The sequence below is a fragment of the Bacillus sp. C1 genome (assembly GCF_054570475.1).
This window is the reverse complement of record NZ_JBTMZT010000001.1, coordinates 1-20304: the sequence shown is the minus strand read 5'-3', so window position 1 is coordinate 20304 and position 20304 is coordinate 1. Positions and strand designations below refer to the sequence as shown.

Annotated in this window: 23 protein-coding genes and 1 other annotated feature; of the genes, 8 read left to right on the top strand and 15 right to left on the bottom strand. The window is 37.1% G+C overall.

Translation table 11 applies throughout. The annotated features are described in order from the left end of the window. Positions 1 to 19 precede the first annotated feature (19 nt). Positions 20 to 658, bottom strand: a complete 639-nt coding sequence (gene refZ, locus ACX5JI_RS00120; protein ID WP_459499096.1) for a forespore capture DNA-binding protein RefZ — start codon at positions 656 to 658, stop codon at positions 20 to 22. A gap of 149 nt (positions 659 to 807) precedes the next feature. Between refZ and msrC the strand changes: the two genes are divergently transcribed. After that, on the top strand, positions 808 to 1287 hold the full coding sequence (msrC, locus tag ACX5JI_RS00115; RefSeq protein ID WP_459499095.1) for a free L-methionine (R)-S-oxide reductase MsrC: 480 nt from the start codon (positions 808 to 810) through the stop codon (positions 1285 to 1287). A 42-nt stretch (positions 1288 to 1329) separates the two neighbouring features. On the opposite strand, the gene megL is transcribed toward msrC, so the two are convergent. After that, positions 1330 to 2520 (bottom strand): methionine gamma-lyase, encoded by a 1191-nt coding sequence (gene megL, locus ACX5JI_RS00110; protein WP_459499094.1) that lies wholly within the window; start codon positions 2518 to 2520, stop codon positions 1330 to 1332. 351 nt (positions 2521 to 2871) lie between these two features. On the opposite strand from megL, the gene rpsD reads away from it, so the two are divergent. Further along, positions 2872 to 3474 carry a 30S ribosomal protein S4 gene (gene rpsD, locus ACX5JI_RS00105; RefSeq protein ID WP_000135311.1) on the top strand — a complete coding sequence of 201 codons (603 nt, stop codon included), beginning with the start codon at positions 2872 to 2874 and terminating at the stop codon, positions 3472 to 3474. 131 nt (positions 3475 to 3605) lie between these two features. On the opposite strand, the gene ACX5JI_RS00100 is transcribed toward rpsD, so the two are convergent. The 9 genes from ACX5JI_RS00100 to acsA form a co-directional block, all read right to left on the bottom strand. Further along, positions 3606 to 3737 carry a transporter gene (locus ACX5JI_RS00100; RefSeq protein ID WP_459499093.1) on the bottom strand — a complete coding sequence of 44 codons (132 nt, stop codon included), beginning with the start codon at positions 3735 to 3737 and terminating at the stop codon, positions 3606 to 3608. A 125-nt stretch (positions 3738 to 3862) separates the two neighbouring features. Further along, positions 3863 to 5119 (bottom strand): tyrosine--tRNA ligase, encoded by a 1257-nt coding sequence (gene tyrS, locus ACX5JI_RS00095; protein ID WP_459499092.1) that lies wholly within the window; start codon positions 5117 to 5119, stop codon positions 3863 to 3865. 67 nt (positions 5120 to 5186) lie between these two features. Next, positions 5187 to 5416: a binding site (T-box leader), on the bottom strand. Positions 5417 to 5481: 65 nt separating this feature from the next. Then, complete coding sequence (locus ACX5JI_RS00090) at positions 5482 to 5727, bottom strand: hypothetical protein (RefSeq protein ID WP_459499091.1); 246 nt, start codon at positions 5725 to 5727, stop codon at positions 5482 to 5484. After that, positions 5708 to 6253, bottom strand: coding sequence for an RNA polymerase sigma factor (locus ACX5JI_RS00085; RefSeq protein ID WP_459499090.1), 546 nt, complete (start codon positions 6251 to 6253; stop codon positions 5708 to 5710). The genes ACX5JI_RS00090 and ACX5JI_RS00085 overlap by 20 nt, the downstream gene beginning before the upstream one ends. After that, the gene (locus ACX5JI_RS00080) at positions 6234 to 6614 is read right to left on the bottom strand and encodes a hypothetical protein (protein WP_459499089.1); all 381 of its coding nucleotides are present in this window, start codon (positions 6612 to 6614) and stop codon (positions 6234 to 6236) included. Before ACX5JI_RS00080 ends, ACX5JI_RS00085 begins: the two co-directional genes overlap by 20 nt. Positions 6615 to 6687: 73 nt before the next feature. Further along, complete coding sequence (locus ACX5JI_RS00075; RefSeq protein ID WP_459499088.1) at positions 6688 to 7329, bottom strand: O-methyltransferase; 642 nt, start codon at positions 7327 to 7329, stop codon at positions 6688 to 6690. 1 nt (position 7330) lies between these two features. Next, the gene (locus ACX5JI_RS00070; protein ID WP_459499087.1) at positions 7331 to 7687 is read right to left on the bottom strand and encodes a hypothetical protein; all 357 of its coding nucleotides are present in this window, start codon (positions 7685 to 7687) and stop codon (positions 7331 to 7333) included. A 273-nt stretch (positions 7688 to 7960) separates the two neighbouring features. Further along, on the bottom strand, positions 7961 to 8518 hold the full coding sequence (locus ACX5JI_RS00065) for a maltose acetyltransferase domain-containing protein (protein ID WP_459499086.1): 558 nt from the start codon (positions 8516 to 8518) through the stop codon (positions 7961 to 7963). Positions 8519 to 8913: 395 nt separating this feature from the next. Then, on the bottom strand, positions 8914 to 10632 hold the full coding sequence (acsA, locus tag ACX5JI_RS00060) for an acetate--CoA ligase (protein WP_459499085.1): 1719 nt from the start codon (positions 10630 to 10632) through the stop codon (positions 8914 to 8916). A 177-nt stretch (positions 10633 to 10809) separates the two neighbouring features. On the opposite strand from acsA, the gene ACX5JI_RS00055 reads away from it, so the two are divergent. Genes ACX5JI_RS00055 through ACX5JI_RS00045 form a run of 3 tightly spaced genes read left to right on the top strand, consistent with a single transcriptional unit; the run spans position 10810 to position 13267 of the window. Continuing rightward, positions 10810 to 11442: a GNAT family N-acetyltransferase gene (locus ACX5JI_RS00055; RefSeq protein ID WP_459499084.1), complete on the top strand. Its 633-nt coding sequence runs from the start codon at positions 10810 to 10812 to the stop codon at positions 11440 to 11442. A 17-nt stretch (positions 11443 to 11459) separates the two neighbouring features. Beyond that, a complete protein-coding gene (locus ACX5JI_RS00050; protein ID WP_459499083.1) occupies positions 11460 to 12104 on the top strand; it encodes an acetoin utilization AcuB family protein in 645 nt (214 codons plus the stop codon). After that, positions 12101 to 13267 carry an acetoin utilization protein AcuC gene (locus ACX5JI_RS00045; protein WP_459499082.1) on the top strand — a complete coding sequence of 389 codons (1167 nt, stop codon included), beginning with the start codon at positions 12101 to 12103 and terminating at the stop codon, positions 13265 to 13267. The genes ACX5JI_RS00050 and ACX5JI_RS00045 overlap by 4 nt, the downstream gene beginning before the upstream one ends. Positions 13268 to 13374: 107 nt before the next feature. Here ACX5JI_RS00045 and ACX5JI_RS00040 read toward each other — a convergent pair whose 3' ends face one another. Then, complete coding sequence (locus ACX5JI_RS00040) at positions 13375 to 14064, bottom strand: response regulator transcription factor (RefSeq protein WP_459499081.1); 690 nt, start codon at positions 14062 to 14064, stop codon at positions 13375 to 13377. Between the two features lies 1 nt (position 14065). Continuing rightward, complete coding sequence (locus ACX5JI_RS00035) at positions 14066 to 15523, bottom strand: sensor histidine kinase (RefSeq protein ID WP_459499080.1); 1458 nt, start codon at positions 15521 to 15523, stop codon at positions 14066 to 14068. A gap of 321 nt (positions 15524 to 15844) precedes the next feature. Here ACX5JI_RS00035 and ACX5JI_RS00030 point away from each other — a divergent pair, with 321 nt between their 5' ends. Together ACX5JI_RS00030 and mscL are read left to right on the top strand one after the other, a co-directional pair. Continuing rightward, positions 15845 to 16783: a Gfo/Idh/MocA family protein gene (locus tag ACX5JI_RS00030; RefSeq protein ID WP_459499079.1), complete on the top strand. Its 939-nt coding sequence runs from the start codon at positions 15845 to 15847 to the stop codon at positions 16781 to 16783. 128 nt (positions 16784 to 16911) lie between these two features. After that, complete coding sequence (mscL, locus tag ACX5JI_RS00025; protein WP_459499078.1) at positions 16912 to 17310, top strand: large conductance mechanosensitive channel protein MscL; 399 nt, start codon at positions 16912 to 16914, stop codon at positions 17308 to 17310. A 238-nt stretch (positions 17311 to 17548) separates the two neighbouring features. Here mscL and ACX5JI_RS00020 read toward each other — a convergent pair whose 3' ends face one another. Next, positions 17549 to 17821 (bottom strand): DUF3917 domain-containing protein, encoded by a 273-nt coding sequence (locus ACX5JI_RS00020; RefSeq protein ID WP_459499077.1) that lies wholly within the window; start codon positions 17819 to 17821, stop codon positions 17549 to 17551. A 268-nt stretch (positions 17822 to 18089) separates the two neighbouring features. Between ACX5JI_RS00020 and dhp61 the strand changes: the two genes are divergently transcribed. Continuing rightward, on the top strand, positions 18090 to 18392 hold the full coding sequence (gene dhp61 / locus ACX5JI_RS00015; RefSeq protein ID WP_459499076.1) for a protein Dhp61: 303 nt from the start codon (positions 18090 to 18092) through the stop codon (positions 18390 to 18392). Between the two features lie 319 nt (positions 18393 to 18711). Here the strand turns inward: dhp61 and ccpA are convergent, their stop codons facing one another. Next, positions 18712 to 19710 (bottom strand): catabolite control protein A, encoded by a 999-nt coding sequence (gene ccpA / locus ACX5JI_RS00005; RefSeq protein ID WP_459499075.1) that lies wholly within the window; start codon positions 19708 to 19710, stop codon positions 18712 to 18714. Positions 19711 to 20304 lie beyond the last annotated feature (594 nt).

Here is a 20304-nt window from a genome sequence, read left to right as displayed (position 1 = left end):
CAATAATGGCGGGGGTATTTTATAAATGAACCGCTCGCGGCAGAGAATAATACATATGTGTTCCACATAATATTTGTTCCATCCATTGCTCCACTTCTTTCGTATACATTTCCAAAAAGAATGTTTCTGATGGAAACGAATGCAAAACCTCCGATATGTATTGCGGATATAAATACGGCATGTTTATCATGCCCTTTAATTGTGTCATAAACATTGTAAAAGACACCTTCTGAAACTCTTCCTGCATTTGTCCCTGCTGAATGATTTTCTCTATATAATATCTTTCTTTAGAAAAATAAATCGTCATCACTTCTCGAATTAGCGTTGTATCAAGCGAAAGCTCTCGGTAAAAAAATCGCGTAAGTTCCCTATGCTCAAATTGATAACGTAAAATGCCTCGTACAATTTGATTCATCACTTCTCTAGCTGGTAAGTACTCTCTCTGTTCAAATGACCTCTCAATTACCCCGATATATCCTTCTAAAAAATCAGTTATAAGCTGTTCTAATAAACCTTGCTTTCCAGCAAAATAATATGAAATATTAGCCACATTCACATCCGCCCGCTTTGCAATATCTCGCACCGACGTTCCATCATACCCTTTCGTATTAAACAATGAAATTGCCGCATCAATTACCTTTTGTTTCGTCTGCTTCATGCGCTCACTTCCTCTCACCCTGAACAGCTATAATGTAAATTTCTTGACTTTTAAGACAAATTCCTTTAATTTTCTATCGACAAAGTCATATGTAATACAGCGTATTTTGCTATGATTTTACATTTCTCGATAGAAAGGGTGACGTTTCCATGTTTACGAAAGAAAGTTATGCAGGATCACGTGAAGGTCAATATGAAACAGTAATTAAACAACTTGATGCATTGTTAACGGGCGAATCGAATGTAGTTGCAAATTTAGCAAATGCTTCGGCTCTTCTAAATCAGTTTTTAGAGCGCATTAACTGGGTTGGTTTTTATGTAACAGAAGGAACAGAGCTTATACTTGGACCATTTCAAGGAATGCCTGCGTGCGTACGCATCCCATTTGGACGCGGCGTTTGCGGCGCTGCAGCTGAAACAAAAACAACGCAGCTTGTTGCAGATGTTCATCAATTTCCAGGTCATATCGCTTGTGATAGTGCCTCTAATTCCGAAATCGTTGTTCCGATTATAAAAGAAGGCAATGTTATCGGTGTACTCGACATTGATAGCCCCGAGAAAAATCGTTTCGACGAAGTCGACCAGCGATATTTAGAGAAATTTGTGGAAACGCTCCTAAAACATATGTAAAAGATGAGAGCCATCAATTTACGAAATCGATGGCTCTTTTTTTCACTCTCCATTTACATGAGAAAATGTATTTGATCGCTTCTGTAGCGCATGCGTTAAATCCAGGGCGATATCCTCCCATGATTCTAGTCCAACAGATAAGCGGATTAAATTATCAAAAATGCCCATTTCATGACGTACTGCCGCTGGAATGACAGCATGCGTCATCGTTGCTGGATGCTGCACTAACGTTTCTGTGTCACCAAGGCTCACCGCAATTGTAATAAATTGCAATTCATTCATAAATGCCTGTGCCTCTTCTTTTCCACCTTTAATCGTAAATGAAATGACCCCGCCCCCGCGCTTCATTTGGTGAGATGCGATTTCTCCTTCTGGATACCAAACTTCTTCCACACTTTCCTGATTTCTCAAAAACGTTACTACCTTTTCCGCATTATCACAGTGCCGATCCATTCGGACAGCTAACGTCTTTAATCCACGCAGCAACAGCCATGCATCAAAAGGTGCCATAATTCCTCCGATATCTTTTCGAATTGGCCTAATTTGTTCAGCTAGCTCCTTCGTTTTACAAACCATCACTCCTGCAATAACATCCCCGTGACCACCAATATATTTTGTAGCACTATGAAGAACAACGTCACAACCAAATGAAAGAGGTGTTTGTAAGTAAGGTGAGCAAAATGTATTGTCAACAACGACAAGCAATTCATTTTGTTTTGCCACCTTCATAACCTTCTCTAAATCGATGAGCTTCATTGTTGGATTAATTGGTGTTTCAACAAATATTAGTTTTGTATTTGGACGAATTTTTTCTGTAATCTCTTCTTCTGTTTCCATATCGCATAATGAATGTGTAATCATAAATTTCTCTTCTAGTACTTCTAAAAAACCGTACGTACACCCATATAAACCATTTGAACAAACGATATGATCTCCAGCCCGTAAAAATGCAAGAAGAGTTGCCGAAATTGCTGCCATTCCAGAACCGAACGCAAGCGCCGATTCGCCTCCTTCTAAAATAGCCATGCGTTCTTCGAATAATTCTACTGTTGGATTACCGAGTCTTGAATAAATATAAGCTGGATCTTGCCCAGCAAAACTTGCCTCTCCTTGCTGCGCCGTTTCAAATGTATAAGTTGAAGTTTGAAATAACGGCGGCGTTAAACTTCCTTTATGCATCTTCGCATCATACCCGTGATGAATAAGCGCTGTTTCTATCTGTTTCTTTTTCATAAAAACATCCCCCCTTATGTCTTTATAATATGTAAGCGTTTTCTGTCTGTTGCTATGCTTTCTTTCACACTGTTTCGAATTCCTTCTTGCAGTTTCCAAAATTTCCATGCATAAAACGAAAAAGAACTCGCTTGACGAAATCCCAGCAAAAAGATATAATAGCGTTTGTGTAAAATAAAAAGGCAGCCTTGTAATGTGAGTTTATCGTTTGTATTTTGTTCCTCACGTTTGAGGTGTATCTCGTAACTCCCTGCTGCTGGAGCGAAGGTACATGAAAACAAAATGCCCGTAAATATCGATTACGTCTGTTTTTATTTTACGAAAATAAAAACACTAAAGGAGGAGTCAACTATGGCTCGTTATACAGGTCCAGCTTGGAAACTGTCTCGTCGTCTTGGAATCTCTCTAAGCGGCACAGGAAAAGAATTAGAAAAACGCCCTTACGCACCAGGTCCTCACGGTCCTAACCAACGTAAGAAACTTTCAGAATACGGTTTACAATTACAAGAGAAACAAAAACTTCGTCACATGTACGGCATGACTGAGCGTCAATTCCGTCGCACATTTGACCAAGCAGGTAAAATGCCAGGTAAACACGGCGAAAACTTCATGATCCTTCTTGAAGCTCGTCTTGACAACCTAGTTTACCGCATGGGCTTAGCTCGCACTCGTCGTGCAGCTCGCCAATTAGTAAACCACGGTCACATCATGGTAGATGGCGCTCGCGTAGACATCCCATCTTACCGCGTAAAACCTGGTCAAACTATCAGCGTTCGCGAAAAATCTAACAACCTTGTTGTTGTTAAAGAAGCGATCGAAGTTAACAACTTCGTACCAGAATACTTAACTTTCGATGCTGATAAATTAGAAGCTACTTACACTCGTCACGCTGAGCGCGCTGAGTTACCAGCTGAAATCAACGAAGCATTAATCGTAGAGTTCTACTCTCGTTAATGACAAAAAGCCGATCCTTTTGGATTGGCTTTTTTCGTTCACCTAACACTTATGTAAAAAGGAGGATAAAGACAGCGATTCGCTATCTTTACCCTCCTTTTTTTGAACGTCCTCTTATATATAAAATAAAATTATTTATTATCCTCTTCTTTTTGAACATACACATAAGCATCTTGCGGATTTTTATGTACCTCACCTTGTGTATTCTCCGCCAACTGACCAGCATTTAACAAAGAAAAGATGATGAGCGCTTCTAGTGACATTTTGTTTTTTCACTCCCTTCTTTTATGTTATACAAATATCATACCGCTTACATGTGATTTCCGTATGAACTTGAAAAGGAGATTAAAACAAAAAAGCTTTGAGGGAATGCCCTCAAAGCTTCTTATTAGTAACGAATTAAGAAATATTTCTTCTTACCGCGACGAATAATTGTAAATTTACCTTCAATGCGGTCTTTTTCTGTTACAACATAATCTAGTGCTTGTGTACGCTCGCCATTTACGTAAATTGCACCGTTTGTTACATCTTCACGTGCTTGACGTTTTGATGGTGAAATTTTGCTTTCAACAAGTAAATCAATTAATACTGTATCTTCTGCACTGCGTTCAACAGATGGTACATCTTTGAAACCTTGCTCAATTTCGCTTGCAGTTAGTTCCGCTACAGAGCCGCTAAATAATGCTGCAGAAATTTTAATCGCTTGCTCTAGTGCTTCCGCCCCGTGAACAAGTTTTGTCATTTCAGAAGCTAACGCTTTTTGCGCTGCACGTTTTTCTGGTGCTTCCGTTGTTTGTTTTTCTAACTCAATAATTTCTTCATGAGATAAGAATGTGAAGTATTTCAAGTATTTTACAACATCACGATCGTCCGTGTTAATCCAGAACTGGTAGAACTCATAAGGCGTTGTTTTTTCTGGATCTAACCAAACTGCGCCGCCCTCTGTTTTACCAAACTTCGTACCGTCAGATTTTGTAACAAGTGGAATTGTTAAACCAAATGCTTTCGCATCTTCTTCTGATTTACGAATTAATTCAAGACCCGCTGTAATGTTACCCCATTGGTCACTACCACCAATTTGCAGACGGCAACCTTGTTGTTGGTACAGATTTAAGAAATCATATGATTGTAAAATCATGTAACTAAATTCAGTAAATGAAATACCTGTTTCTAAACGAGATGCTACTGTATCTTTTGCTAACATGTAGTTTAAACCGAAGTTTTTACCGATGTCGCGTAAGAATGTAATTACATCTAAGTTCCCAAGCCAATCATAGTTATTTGCCATTGTTGCTGGGTTTTCTACATTTTCAAACTCTAAGAAGTTTGAAAGCTGATTTTTAATACTTTCTGTGTAGTAAGCAACTGTATCTTTCGTATTTAATGTACGTTCTGCTTTTTTACCACTTGGATCTCCGATCATACCTGTACCACCGCCAACAAGTGCGATTGGTTGATGACCAGCTAATTGGAAACGACGTAACATTAATACTGGTAACATATGACCGATGTGTAAGCTATCTGCTGTTGGGTCAAAACCACAGTATAATTTTACACTTTCTTTTTCTAATAATTGTTCTAAACCTTCAGCATCTGTTTGCTGATTAATTAGTCCGCGAAATTCAAGATCTTGTAAAATACCCATATCCTACATACTCTCCTTTAAATTAATAGAACGTGAAATTTGAAAACATAAAAAAATCGCCCCTTAAATAAGGGACGATTTTGATTATCGCGTTACCACCCTAGTTGCAGGCAAAAAAGGCCTACCACCTCATTCACATAACGGCTCAGCACCGTCTTTTCCCTTTTGAATAACAATTCAATCGAAAAAAGATGCTCTAGGGGCGTAATTCGCGATCATCTATGTGCTGATTTCCACCGACCATCAGCTCTCTAAAACAGGGAAATGATCACTACTTCTCCCTTTCCACGCTCAACTATTTATATACTTTCCTTTATACCATCATTTGTATCGGTGTGTCAAATAGAGGTGAACCCCATTTTTTACAAAGTCGTGATCAATATCGTAATAAGAGAGAAAATGGGAACACCCACTAATAGTGAAACATGAAACACAATTGATAAATCATTTCCAATCGTTGCTTCTATAGGATCTTTTGCTGGAGAGGCAAGAAATTGAAGGAACCGTTCTAAGCGACTTACTTCTTTCGAAAAATCCGGCACTTCTACATAATCGCTATCTAAATGCATATTTAATTTATATTCCTTATCAAAGGGATTTTCGCTCAATATCATCCACCTCCAGCAATTGTTTCAATTTCTTTATGCCATTGTGAAGCCTCGATTTCACCGTTCCTACGGGAATATTGAGTACTTCTGCAATTTCCTTTTGCGGCATATCATGATAATACGAAAGGATAAGGACGGCCCGCTGATCCTCAGGCACTTTCAACATCGCGTCTCTTACTGTAAGACGATCTTCTTGTGAAAACTCCCTCTCCTCAATTGGTACTAAAAACGGCAACAAAGATCGCCACTTTTTTCTTCGATTTAGTTTATTAATCATGAGCCGATAACCCATTTGGAACAAGTATGTTTTAACCTTTCCTTTTTCAATCTCATACATATGTTTCTTACGTTCTAACGTCAAAAACGTATCTTGGACAAGGTCTATACTCAATTGCTCATCGCGGTTAAATCGATATAAAAACGTATATAACGCAGGTTTTATTAAGATATATAATTTTTCGCCAGCTTGCTTATCCCCATTTTTATATGCAAGCATGAGCTCTTCCTCAATCCCAATTTGCGCCATGTTTTTTGATTTCCTTTATTCCTTTTAACGTTAATGAAATACGAGAAATTAAATATATACTTGCAACAAGTGTCCACGTTGGAGATTGAATCGTTAAAAACTGTACATATGCATTTTGAATTGTTAAATTACTCATAACTAAAACGCTTAACACTTGTTCACATATATATGCATACATCGCAAGACAAACAGAAATGGTATCAAATACATTCCAGCGAAAATATATTTTTGTTTTTGTAAAATCAATCTTATTTCCTTCTTTTCGTACAATATACTTCCTATCAAAAGGTATTAAAATCCCAAGAATAACAATCATCATTATAAATACTACAACACCTGAAATAATAAATCCCATCTGCATATAAATCGGCCCCCTTAATCTATCATGTCATAAACTTATACAAACGAAGGAGGCAAATGGTTCACAACTTATTTTATTTTTTTACTTTTGAAACGGTCAGCCCATCACCAATCGGAATAAGCAAAGATTCTAACTGAGGATGATTGGCCACAGTTTCATTAAATTTCTTCATTAGTTCCGTATGACGTTTCGGTGTAGCACCTGAATCTGCTACGCTACCGCCCGCAAGTACGTTATCCGCAACGATTACAGCACCTGGTTTCGCTAGCTTAATACAGTAGTTCAAGTAATTTTCATAGTTTTCTTTGTCTGCATCAATAAAGAAAAGATCAAATTGCGTATGCTCTTCAACTAGTTTTTCAAGACTTTGTAAAGCAGGTCCAGTCATATATGATACTTGATCACCAAAGCCGGCTTTGGATACATTACTGTACGCTAATTTTGCATATTTCTCTTCTAATTCAAGAGAAGTTAACTTACCTTCCCCACCACCAAATCCTCTAGCAAGACAAACTCCACTATAGCCGCCAAGAGCCCCTATTTCTAGCACATTTTTAGCTCCTGAAATGGAGACAAGCATCGTTAGCAATTTCCCAGAAGAAGGAGATACCGATATAGGAGGCATCTCATTTTCTTTTATGGACAAAATAACTTCTTCCAAAAGAGCATCTTGTTTTTGGAACACTGAATCAATATAACTGTTAAGTTGATTCATTTTATTCCATCCCTTTCTCGTTACGATCGATTGCAGCAGCTTCTGTTACTTCATTTTTCTCACCTTGTACTTCTGTTGTTTCACTTTCGTGTATTTCAAATAATTGAGAAAATTCGTTAATTACCATATCAATAGCTTTTAATTCCCCGATTAAAATTTGGTGAATCGATTGAAACTCTGGTGCATCTAATTGTTGTTTAATCGTTGAACGTTTCAAATTCATCATTTCTAAAAAAGCAATCGCTCTTCCTCGGCGAAACGTTTTTGGGCCACGGTGGTGTGAACCGTCTTTCCCTCTGTAACGTTCACCATGATGATGCCCTTCTCTCTTAAAGTCCTTAAATGTTTCCTTTCTCATTACAAAACCACCCCTTCGTATACAAATGTATACATATAGTTATTTGTATCAATTGTATACATTTGTATACATAATGTCAATTTGAATTCAAATTCTAAACTCCGCTAAAAAAGGTTGATCGCAAAGTGACTCCCGCTATTTGCGGGCAGTAATATCCCCACTGATTAAAGTTTCACTTTATCTCAGTTAACAAATTCTCCAAACATACAAAAAATATCTGTCCGTTATGTTTTTATATAAGAACACAACAGACAGATATAAATAATTCAAAAGCTATTTTATTTCTTTTATTATTTTCGCCGGATTTCCGCCAACTACAACATGATCAGGGACATCCTTCGTCACAACTGCACCGGAAGCAATCACCGCATTATCCCCAATTGTTACACCCGGATTAATAATCGCCCTCCCGCCAATCCAAACGTTATTCCCAATTGTTACTGGTTTTCCGAATTCCTTTCCGCTTATGCGCTCGATTGGATCAAGCGGATGCGTCGCCGTATAAATATGAACACCTGGAGCTAGCATGCAGTTTTCACCGATTGTTACTGGGCATACGTCTAAAATGACACAATCAAAATTTGCATAAAAGTTTTCGCCAACATGAATGTTATAACCGTAATCACATTTAAAAGCAGATTCAATATGAATATTATCTCCTGTCGTTCCAAATAGTTCTTTTACAATTGCACTACGCTCTTCATATTTTATTTCTGGCGTTTCATTTAATTTTCTTGTTAATATGCGGGCCTGCTCTCTTTCTTGCACAAGTACTGGATCAGCAGGTACATACATTTCTCCTAGTATCATTTTTTCTTTTTCTGTTTTCATCTTATCCTCCCCTTGTAACTCGTACATACGAGTTACACATTACCATTGTCTCACCAAAAGATGTTTTAAGCTATAGGAAATAGTATTAATTTGTGACAGAGTATCTATAAATTCTCCCTATCTTCCTTTCTATCATTTCTATTCAATACCTATATAAATCCATTTTTATTTTTCGACACATAGCCCGGTGCTAGGAAGAACATAAAGTGAACTACACTCATTTTCTCTCTTTGTTTTCACTTGGCATGGGGCAAGAAGAGAGGCTGACCGCTTCTATGTATGGCCGGATGCTCTCTCCCACCTAAAAAGAATGGTTTTATGGCATTTTTTCAAGTTGTATTTATATAGCATAAAAAGAAAGGTCCGGACGCAGTATACGTTCAGACCTTTCTCTCTTAATCTTCCATCGTTGATAAATCGCCTGTTGGTAAGTTTAACTCCCACGCTTTTAGGACGCGGCGCATAATTTTACCGCTTCTTGTTTTCGGTAATTTATCGCGGAATTCAATTTGTCTTGGTGCGGCATGAGCTGCTAAGCCTTTTTTCACAAATTGACGAATCTCTTCTTTTAGTTCATCAGACGGTTCATATCCAGCACGCAATGCGATAAACGCTTTAATAATTTCTCCGCGCACTGGGTCTGGAATACCAATTACACCAGCTTCCGCTACAGCAGCGTGCTCGATTAATTTACTTTCTACTTCAAATGGACCAACGCGCTCACCTGATGTCATGATTACATCATCGATGCGTCCTTGGAACCAGAAGTAACCATCTTCATCCATATATGCAGAGTCACCTGATACATACCAATCTCCTGGCATGAAGTAAGACTCATACTTTTGCGGGTTGTTCCAAACAGCACGCATCATAGATGGCCATCCCTTAGCAATCGCTAAGTTCCCCATTGTATATGGCGGTACTTCATTTCCTTCATTATCAACAATTGCTGCCTTCACACCTGGAATTGGTTTTCCCATTGATCCTGGACGAATTTCCATACATGGATAGTTACAGATTACTTGTCCTCCTGTTTCTGTCATCCACCATGTATCATGAATGCGAAGACCAAATGCGTTCATACCCCAGCGAATTACTTCTGGATTTAATGGTTCCCCAACACTTAATACGTGACGAAGTGCTGATAAATCATGTTTCTTAATTGCCCCTTCGCCTGCTCCCATTAACATTCGGAACGCCGTTGGGGCACTATACCAAACCGTTACACCGTAATCCTCTAGCGCTTCATACCACGCTTCTGGACTAAAGCGTCCTCCTAAAATCACATTTGAAGCTCCTACTAACCACGGCGCAAAAATACCGTAAGCCGTTCCTGTCACCCAGCCTGGGTCAGCTGTGCACCAATATACATCATCTTCTTTTAAATCAAGCACCCATTTTGCTGTTTGATAATGCTGTACCATCGCATTTTGGGCATGAAGAACACCTTTTGGCTTTCCAGTAGAACCGGAAGTATAGTGAAGAATTAACCCATCTTCTCGGTCTAACCATTCGATTTGCAATTTATTAGAAGCTTGTTCAAATAATGGATTAAACGCAACAAGCTTTCCGCCTTCTTCTACATTTTCTCCAACAAGAAAGACTGTTTTTAATGCTGGTAGATCATTAAGTGGAACACGCTCTAACAATTCAGGTGTTGTAATTAACACTTTTGCTTCGCTATCTTCTAAGCGATCCCGCACTGCTCCTTCCATAAACGCTTCAAATAATGGCCCAACAATCGCCCCTAATTTCACTGCACCAAGAAGGGCAAAATATAATTCTGGTGAGCGCGGCATGAAAATAAAAACACGATCTCCCTTTTCAACATCCCCATAATTTTTCAGGACATTTCCTGCTTTGTTGGAGAACTCTTTCATTTCTTTAAATGTATATTTCTCTTTACGCGATCCGTCTTGATAATAAAGAGCTACTTTATTTTTACGATCAGATTTCGCATGTTTATCAATCGCCTCATATGCCATGTTTACTCGTCCTGTTTCATACCAAGAAAAGTTTTTATTTACCTCTTCCCAGTTAAAACTTGCATATGTTTCTTCATAATCTGGCAAATTATTTTCTCCTTTAATGACAGGAAGTGTTTCTACTTTCATACTTTACATCCCCCTCCTATGTATTCTATTATCTATTATAATGACATTATTTAAAATTTTCAGTATTTTTTGTTGATTTTTAGACAAATTTTTACTGACAAAATTCGATTCACATCGCATATACTGTAAGGTACGATATAGAAAAATGCACAAACTCTCAAGGTGGTGAGTAAAATATTGATTCATCAAAAAACATATAATGTAAGAAACTTAAAAACGGCAAAAGGAACTTTAATCATTGAAGGTCCAGTGTCTACACATAATCTCGAAATGTATGAATTTCATCCGGATTTAGTTGCATTTCGTCCTGCCGATCAGCAATATAAAGCGATTATCGAAATTTCTAAATTACCAGAAGCTCGTCTCATTATCGCAAGACATGACCGAATGATTGTCGGATACGTTACATACCTATATCCTGATCCGCTAGAGAGATGGTCAGAAGGAAAGATGGACAATTTAATTGAACTTGGTGCGATTGAAGTCGTCCCTGCATTCCGCGGGTGTTCAGTTGGGAAAAATTTATTAGAAGTTTCAATGATGGATGATCATATGGAAGATTATATTATATTAACGACTGAATATTACTGGCACTGGGATTTAAAACAAACAGGTTTAAATGTTTGGGAATACCGAAAAGTAATGGAAAAGATGATGAATGCTGGCGGACTAGAATGGATGGCAACAGATGATCCAGAAATTTGTTCCCATCCAGCTAACTGTTTAATGGTTCGCATCGGCAACCGCGTCGATACAAATTCAATCCAAGCTTTTGACCGCTTACGCTTTCAAAATCGTTTTATGTATTAAGAAAGGGGGCTTATGAAATGATTGTAGAAGAAATTATGAATCAACATGTAATAGCGCTGCACCCAGACGATACGATAGAAATAGCTCTGCGCACATTAACTGCGCAAGGCATTCGACACATTCCAATTATTGATCATCACAACATTGTAGTCGGTATTATTTCCGATCGCGACGTACGCGATGCGAGCCCGTCTATTCTTAATGAACAAGTTTCAATGGATGCACTTAAACAACCGATTCGATTAATTATGAAACAACCAGTTATGACATGTCATCCTCTCGATTTTGTTGAGGAAATTGCGACGTTATTTTTTGAAAATAAAATCGGCTGCCTTCCTGTGACGAAGGGCGGAAAGCTTGTTGGGATTATATCCGAATCCACAGTCTTGCATACGCTCGTAAAACTAACAGGTGCCCATCAGCCAAGTTCACAAATTGAAATTCAAGTAAAAAATGAACCTGGTATTCTCGGAAAAGTAGTTGCTATTTTTAGTGATTTACGCATTAATATTGTGAGTGTTCTCGTCTATCCAGCAAAAGATGAGAATGATAAAGTACTCGTTTTCCGCATTCAAACGATGAATCCTCTAAAAGTAATCAAAACATTAGAGACAAAAGGCTATCATGTCTTATGGCCAAATATTACGGGGATACAGGCATGACTAGCGCCTTCATTTATTCAGATGATTTTCGGGGCTATTCCTTTAGCCCTGAACATCCCTTTAATCAGCTCCGCGTTACACTCACCTATGATTTATTAGAAAAAAGCGGGCTTATTCATCCTTCTCAAGTCATTCCACCACGAATGGCCACAGATGAGGAGATTGCTTTCATTCATACGGAGGAATACATAAATGCGGTAAAACGTGCTGGAGAAGGAAAATTAGAACAATCAATCGCTATGTCATACGGACTTGGGACAGAAGATACACCAATGTTTCCTAATATGCATGAAGCAAGTGCATTGCTTGTTGGCGGGACATTAACTGCTGTAGATGCCGTTCTTTCAGGTCAAGTAAAACACGCTTTAAATTTAGGCGGCGGGTTACACCACGGATTTCGGGGCAAAGCATCTGGATTTTGTATTTATAACGATAGCTCTATCGCTATAAAATATATGCAAAAAAAATATGGATTGCGCGTTTTATACATTGATACAGATGCTCATCACGGTGATGGTGTACAATGGTCTTTTTATGATGATCCTAACGTCTGTACGATATCATTACATGAAACTGGACGCTATTTATTTCCTGGAACCGGCGCTGTAAACGAGCGTGGCCAGGGCGGTGGCTATAGTTATTCTTTTAACGTTCCACTTGATGCCTTTACAGAAGACGAATCTTTTTTGCAATCATATCGTACTGTTGTGAAAGAAGTCGCCGCTTATTTTAAACCGGATATTATTTTAACGCAAAACGGAGCTGATGCACATTATTACGACCCTCTCACTCATCTTTGTGCAACGATGCAAATTTATCATGAAATCCCAAAGCTTGCTCATGAAATCGCCAATGAATATTGCGGCGGACGCTGGATTGCAGTTGGCGGCGGCGGATACGACATATGGCGCGTTGTCCCAAGAGCATGGGCACTCATTTGGCTCGAAATGAACAACATCCAAAACACATCAGGTTATCTCCCTCCAGAATGGATTGAAGCTTGGAAAGGACAAGCACATACAGATCTCCCCCTTACATGGGAAGATCCGAATAACATATATAACCCCATCCCTAGAAAACCAGAAATTGAAGAAAAAAATGCATTAACAGTAGCAAAATGCCTTGAAATTATTCGGAATAATACAAAAAAAGCTTTGTACTAAATGATAAGAATAGGGGATTCTCCTATTCTTATTTTATGGAGGAAAATGTTCATGTGGAAAGGGCAGCTCTTACATAAAAAAAACCCGCCAATACTTTGACAGGTTTACTATACGTTAAATCGATATCCAGCTCCCCACACTGTTTCAATATATTGCGGATGCGCAGGGTCCCTTTCAATTTTCTCACGTAATTTTCGAACATGAACAACAACTGTAGCTAAATCTCCGGCTGAATCTAATCCCCAAATCCGTTCAAATAATTGTTCTTTACTTAATACTTGATTCGGATTCATCACAAAAAATGTAAGTAAATCAAATTCTTTCGTTGTAAAAGCAACTTCTTCATTGTTTATGAATACTTTTCTAGCACGTTGATCAATAGAAATCCCATGGATATATAACATATCCCGCTGCTTGATCATATTTCCGGACAATCGCTCGTAACGTGCAATATGTGCTTTTACTCTTGCAACTAATTCACTTGGACTGAACGGCTTTGTAATATAATCATCCGCTCCGAGTCCAAGACCACGAATTTTATCAATGTCTTCTTTCTTAGCTGAAACAAGTAAAATCGGAATATCTTTCACAGCGCGTATTTGTTTACAAATTTCAAAACCATTCATCTTTGGAAGCATAATATCTAGAATAATCAGATCATATTGTTCCTGTAAAGCACATTGTAATCCTGTTTCTCCTGAATGTTGTACATCCACTTGAAAATCATGAATCTCTAAATAGTCGCGCTGTAACTCTGCAATACTGACTTCATCTTCAATTAGTAAAATTCGCTTCACTCTACTCACCACATTCCTGTACTTTTTTCAATGAAAAGAAAATACTTGTACTTTCTCCTAATTTACTTTCCGCCCAAATCTTTCCTCCATGTCCTTCAACAATTTGCTTTGCGATAGCTAAGCCAAGTCCACTTCCACCTGTACTAGAATTACGGGATTGTTCTGCACGATAAAAGCGCTCAAAGATGTATGGAAGTGTATCAGAGTCTATACCAACTCCATTATCTGTAACTCTTACTATTACCGCATTCGCTTCCTCTAGTAATGTAACCGTAATTTCTTTCTCCGGTTTATCCATGTACTTCACACTGTTATGAATTAAGTTGGATATAACTCGCTTCACTTTTTCGCGATCAGCTGTTACATAAACTTGTGCATATTTAGGCGATTGGAAGTGTACGTTAATTCCATATTCACTTAAGTCCATCCGTATTTCGTCTATTAAATCTTCCATAAATGAATACAACTCTATCGTTTCAAATTGAAATGGCACACGATTCAGGTCTAATTTTGAAAATAAAAAGAGCTCATCAATGAGTGTATCCATATGTGCTGCTTTCGTATAAATCGTTGTTAAATATCTATCCATCTTCTCCGGTGTATTTGCAACACCGTCTTTTATTCCTTCCACATAGCCAATAATAGATGTAATTGGTGTTTTTAAATCATGAGAGATATTCGAAATAAGTTCTTTTCGATTCTCCTCATATTGCTCCTGCACTTCAATGGATTCTTTTAATTTCTGCCTCATTTCTTCAAATGCTTTGTTTAATTGGCCAATTTCATCATGAGACGTAACTGGAACTTGAAAATTCAAATCACCTTCTTTAATTCTTCCAGTCGCATCCTTCAAGATGAGAATAGGTTTTATTACACTTCTTGAAACGAGATAGCTTAATAATCCAATGATAAAAATAGCTAACAGTAATAACGATATAAACAAAATGGGGAATAACTTTTCGGTTAGCTCCACATATGAACTTTGCTTGTTTAATACAAATATACTTCCTTCTTCATTATGAGGGAAATAAAAATCAAACTTTACGTAGCGATAAAATGTGTCATTTAATTCAGCCGTACCGCGACTATTAATATTCGTTGCTTCAAATTTTGGCAGTGCCCCTTTTAAATTAGAGCCTTCAATTGCTTTTGACGCATATGAAATGGTTTCTCCTTTTCTTACAACGATCTTCACACCTTTTTTCTCTAATGACGACATCATCGCTTCATCTAATAGTTGCGATTGATTCTGCTTAGCTGCTCCCTTTAATTCAAGAAAAGCATTTTCTTCATCTGGGGTCAGCGGCTTTTGAATATAAGAACTTTTATAAAAATTTTTCACTGATTCTAAATTCCCTGTTATTGAAAAAACAATTAAAAAGCCAGTAACTAACAAAAGAGTAATCGAAACAAAAATAACTGCTATATAAGACAACAGAAACCTCGTTTTAATAGACATAATTCAATTCCTCACTTTATAAATCTTCCTATGTTATTCATAAGCATAAGGAGATATTTCCAAATACTCAAGCGATTTTATAGTTATTTTAGCTGTAGTTTATGAAAAATTAATATTTGTATTTTATAGTAAAAATAATGCACCTATCTTCTAAGACAATTCTTACAAAATTATAATTCCTTACACTTATCAATGAGAAGTTGGTGAAATACACTATTAAAAAGAACTTTAATTTTTGTTTCCTTCCAATACATATGCTACAGTATAGTTGCTATACAACTATACAACTTATAAAAATCCATAACAGGGACGGGAAAACATATGAATAAACCTCGGATTGGTATGATTGGATTAGGCAGCATTGCACAAAAAGCTTATCTTCCAACTCTCACAAAAGAAACAGATTGGACATTTACGGGAGCGTTTACACCAAATGCTGAAAAACGCAAACAAATCTGTAAACAATATCGTATTCAAGACTTCACTAGCTTACAAACTCTCGCTTCAGAATGCGACGCACTGTTTGTCCATAGTTCCACTGCAACACATTATGAAATTGTTTCAGAACTGCTTCAAAAAGGGATAGATGTTTACGTTGATAAACCGTTAGCTGCTACTACTGAACAAGCTGAAAGATTAGTAGAACTTAGTGAAAAACATAGCCGAAAACTTATGGTTGGTTTCAATCGTCGTTTCGTTCCTATGTATGTGGCTGCGAAAGAACAAGCACATGATATTTCTTGGATTCGTATCGAAAAGCATCGTACAAACAAAGTCGGCCCATATACATATGATTTTACAATGCTTGATGACTATCTACATATTGTCGATACAGCTCGTTGGTTAGCAGCTGGTGATCTTCGTGTTGTTCATAATATGATACAAACTAATGAAAAAAACGAACTCCTTTATGGCCATCATACGTATACAAGTTCAAATGGCACATCACTCTCTACCGCTATGCATCGTCATGCTGGTACAAATCTAGAACAAATCGAACTTGTCACAACGGGTAAAATCATTCGTGTAAAAAACATGAATACGCTGGAGATTGAACAAGATAATCACGTTACACAAAGTGGTTCACCTTCATGGGAAACAACGTTAAAACAGCGCGGATTTGAAGATGCTGTTCACCATTTCATCGATTGTGTACAAGGAGATACAAAACCATTGGTTGATGGAGTAGAAGGTTTGAAATCACAGCAAATGCTACAATCATTATTACAATCTACAAACCGAAAATACATTACAAAATAAAACGCATTCATTTTTCTGAATTTACTTTCATTCCCATTCCCTCTTTATTTCTATCAAAAACTTCTATAGAATATGTTGATAGAAATTATAAAATTCATATAGCATCGTGGAAAGGATGGGAATCATACATGTGGAACGAGTTTAAACAGTTCGCTTTAAAAGGAAATGTTGTTGATTTAGCTGTCGGGGTTATAATTGGTGGCGCATTTGGTAAAATTGTTACTTCTTTAGTAAATGATGTTATTATGCCAGTAATCGGAATTTTACTAGGTGGTATTGATTTCAAAGATCTATCTTATCCTGTGGGAAAAGCAACGTTAAAATACGGCGCATTTATTCAAACTGTTTTTGACTTCTTTATTATCGCATTCTCTATCTTCTTATTTATTAAACTATTCAACAAGCTAACATTCAAAAAAGAAGAAGAAAAAGTAGAAGAAATTCCAGAACCAACAAAGGAAGAAGTACTACTTGGCGAAATTCGCGACCTATTGAAACAACAAAATGCTTCAAAAGACAACGCATAATAGAACGGACAAAAGGCATGCCCTTCATAGGACATGCCTTTTATATATATCCAATTTGATTTTCTAACAGATACATTATGGTTATGAAAAACAGATGGAGACCTTCACTCATTTTCTCCTTCTGTTTTCACATGGAATGGGGCTAAAAAAGGCACTGACCACTTCTATCCATGGCCAGATGCTCTCATCCATGTGAAAAGAATCGTTTGATGTTCGTTTTTTCATTTGGATTTATATATTATAACGTTTCCGAATTCATATGAATAAACAAAATAATACCGGCAACGACTAATATCATAATCGCACCTGCAAATAATGTGATCGCAACAAATACGAAACTAGCGCTCAAATTCACCGATATACTTTCAATAAAAATAGAAGTTACATACGTGATAAGGGCAATTCCTGCAAGAATACTTCCTGGAACAAAGCGCTTTAAGCCATTTTGTTTTAACGTCATATATGCAAAAAAGGCAGTCATACAAAGCGTAATTATCCAAAGAACGATCATCTTTTCTCCCCCCTCACAAGTCTTTTCTTTCTATTATACATGACATTTCGTAGTTGCAGGAAATTTTACTGCTAAACAGAATATGATAAAGGGATAGAGATATGTACTTAAAAGGCTTTTCTTTTTGAACGAAAGAGAGCATCCACCCATACGTAGGAACGGTCAGTGCCTTTTTCTTCCCTATTCCACGTAAAGACAAAAAAAGTAAATGAGTGGAAAGCTCTTTTTGTTTACAACACCGCAATTTGTATAGGTGGAGGGATTACTATTGAAAGATGACTACACTAGCTATGCCATATTAGAACAAATAGAAAGATTTGATTATATTACAATCGATTTAGAAAACAAATTTTTTTATATTGAAGTAGTCGATATCAAAACGAATAAAGTATTATTAGGTGTCTCTATTAATTTTAAAAAAGATACTACAACAGTAAACGGAGATATAGAAAAGTATCATACTTTACAAATAAATGATTTGTTAACAGGATTCAAAACAACCGCACAAATGTGTATAGATAATAATTTGCGTCATGCGGATGAACTATGGGCATTTATCGAAAATAATTAAGACTATATTTTCATTATGAAAGTAATCCTTATTACATACCTGCTTCTATCGTAGCTAGTATTATTTATAAAATTAAACATGAATAAAAAAACAAGAGCTATGAGCCCCTGTTTTTTGTCGTTTTTTGTTGGTTAGTCGATATCCTTTGTCGAATCGCTGATATATTTCAATTTGCGCTGATATATGATGAGAAACGATTGATATATTTAAAAAATCGTCGATAAAATTTCACTCACCATTTTATACGAACAAACCTCGTCAGCTCCCCCTCTCCACGGCAAAAAAACTCACAGCACCAAGCTGTGAGTTTTTCCTTTTCTTACTTCGTTGAATTTCTAAATTGAATACGGTGAGGTAAGATAACCGTATGATCTTCTACTTTTTCTTTGTTCATATATTTTGTCAGTAGACGCATTGCTACTGCACCGATATCATACATAGGCTGTACAACTGTTGAAAGCTGTGGACGTACCATTAATGCAAGACGTGTATTATCAAAACCAAGTACTTCTACATCTTCTGGTACGTTTAATCCAGCGTCTTGGGCTGCATGGATGACACCTAGTGCCATTTCATCTGAAGATACAAAGATTGCTGTTGGTTTTTGATCAAGTTCCCAAAGCTTTTCAAATGCTTCTAGACCTGAATCATATGTGTAGTCTCCGTCAATAACGAGATTTTCATCATATGCGATTCCTACTTCTTCTAACGCTTTTTTATAACCTTGTAATTTCTTCGCGCTTCCTGCTTTGTCAATGTAAGGACCTGATACGAAACCGATACGCTTATGACCTTGCTCTAAGAAATGTTTCATCGCATCATAAGCTGCTTGTATATAATCGATGTTCACTGATGACGTTTCATTTCCCTCATCAAATGATGCTGCTAATACAATTGGTACTGGAGACTTTTTAAATTCCTCTACATGTGTATCTGTAATATCTTCACCCATGAATACAATACCGTCCACTTGTTTACCAAGCATTGTATTTAATAAATGAAACTCTTTTTCTTTATTTTGATCAGAGTTACTTAAAATAATGTTATATTTGTACATTGTCGCGATATCTTCGATTCCACGTGCAAGTTCCGCGTAAAACGTATTTGAGATATCTGGAATAATAACACCTACTGTTGTCGTCTTTTTACTTGCTAGTCCACGTGCTACCGCATTTGGGCGGTATCCTAAACGATCAATCGCTTCTAATACTTTCTTTCTTGTTGTAGGCTTTACATTTGGGTTACCGTTCACAACGCGTGATACAGTTGCCATTGAAACGTTTGCTTCGCGCGCTACGTCATAGATTGTTACGTTCATCTCTTCGTACACTCCTTCTGTTTATGTTATCTATCTTTATGTATCGGTTCACTTGAATGAAAAAAAGACATCCACTCTATTTGAAGATGTCACTCCCGAGTCCTTTTACTAATGATACGATAAACATGCAGGCTCATACAATATTTTCCCGCAAAACTTTCGAAAAAATTCGCTTTTTTTCTCCTATTTTCGTATTTTTTATGTAAAAAAGGACATTTTCCGTAAAAAAGTCTATGCAACAAGTGTCACATAGACCTTATAACCGATTCGGATTATCTACCGCCAAATGCTTTTCATTCATAAACTCATTAAAGTTATCACCTTTAAGATAATTTATTATATCTGATAGATGTCAGGTTGTCACATAATATACATCACATTCAGAATCGTTCTCTTCTTTATTTTTAGTAACAAATTTATTCTTTCCTACCCGTAAACACCATGAATACTCCCCCACTTAGCAAAGCTTGAAGTGGAGGTTTCTAACGTTTCGACCTAACGGACGATTAACGTCAGCGGGGTTAACACACTAGCGAGCTGTTTCACGCCTAACCCCTCTATCCCGTTTTTCCATGCATTCGGGACTACTTTTCG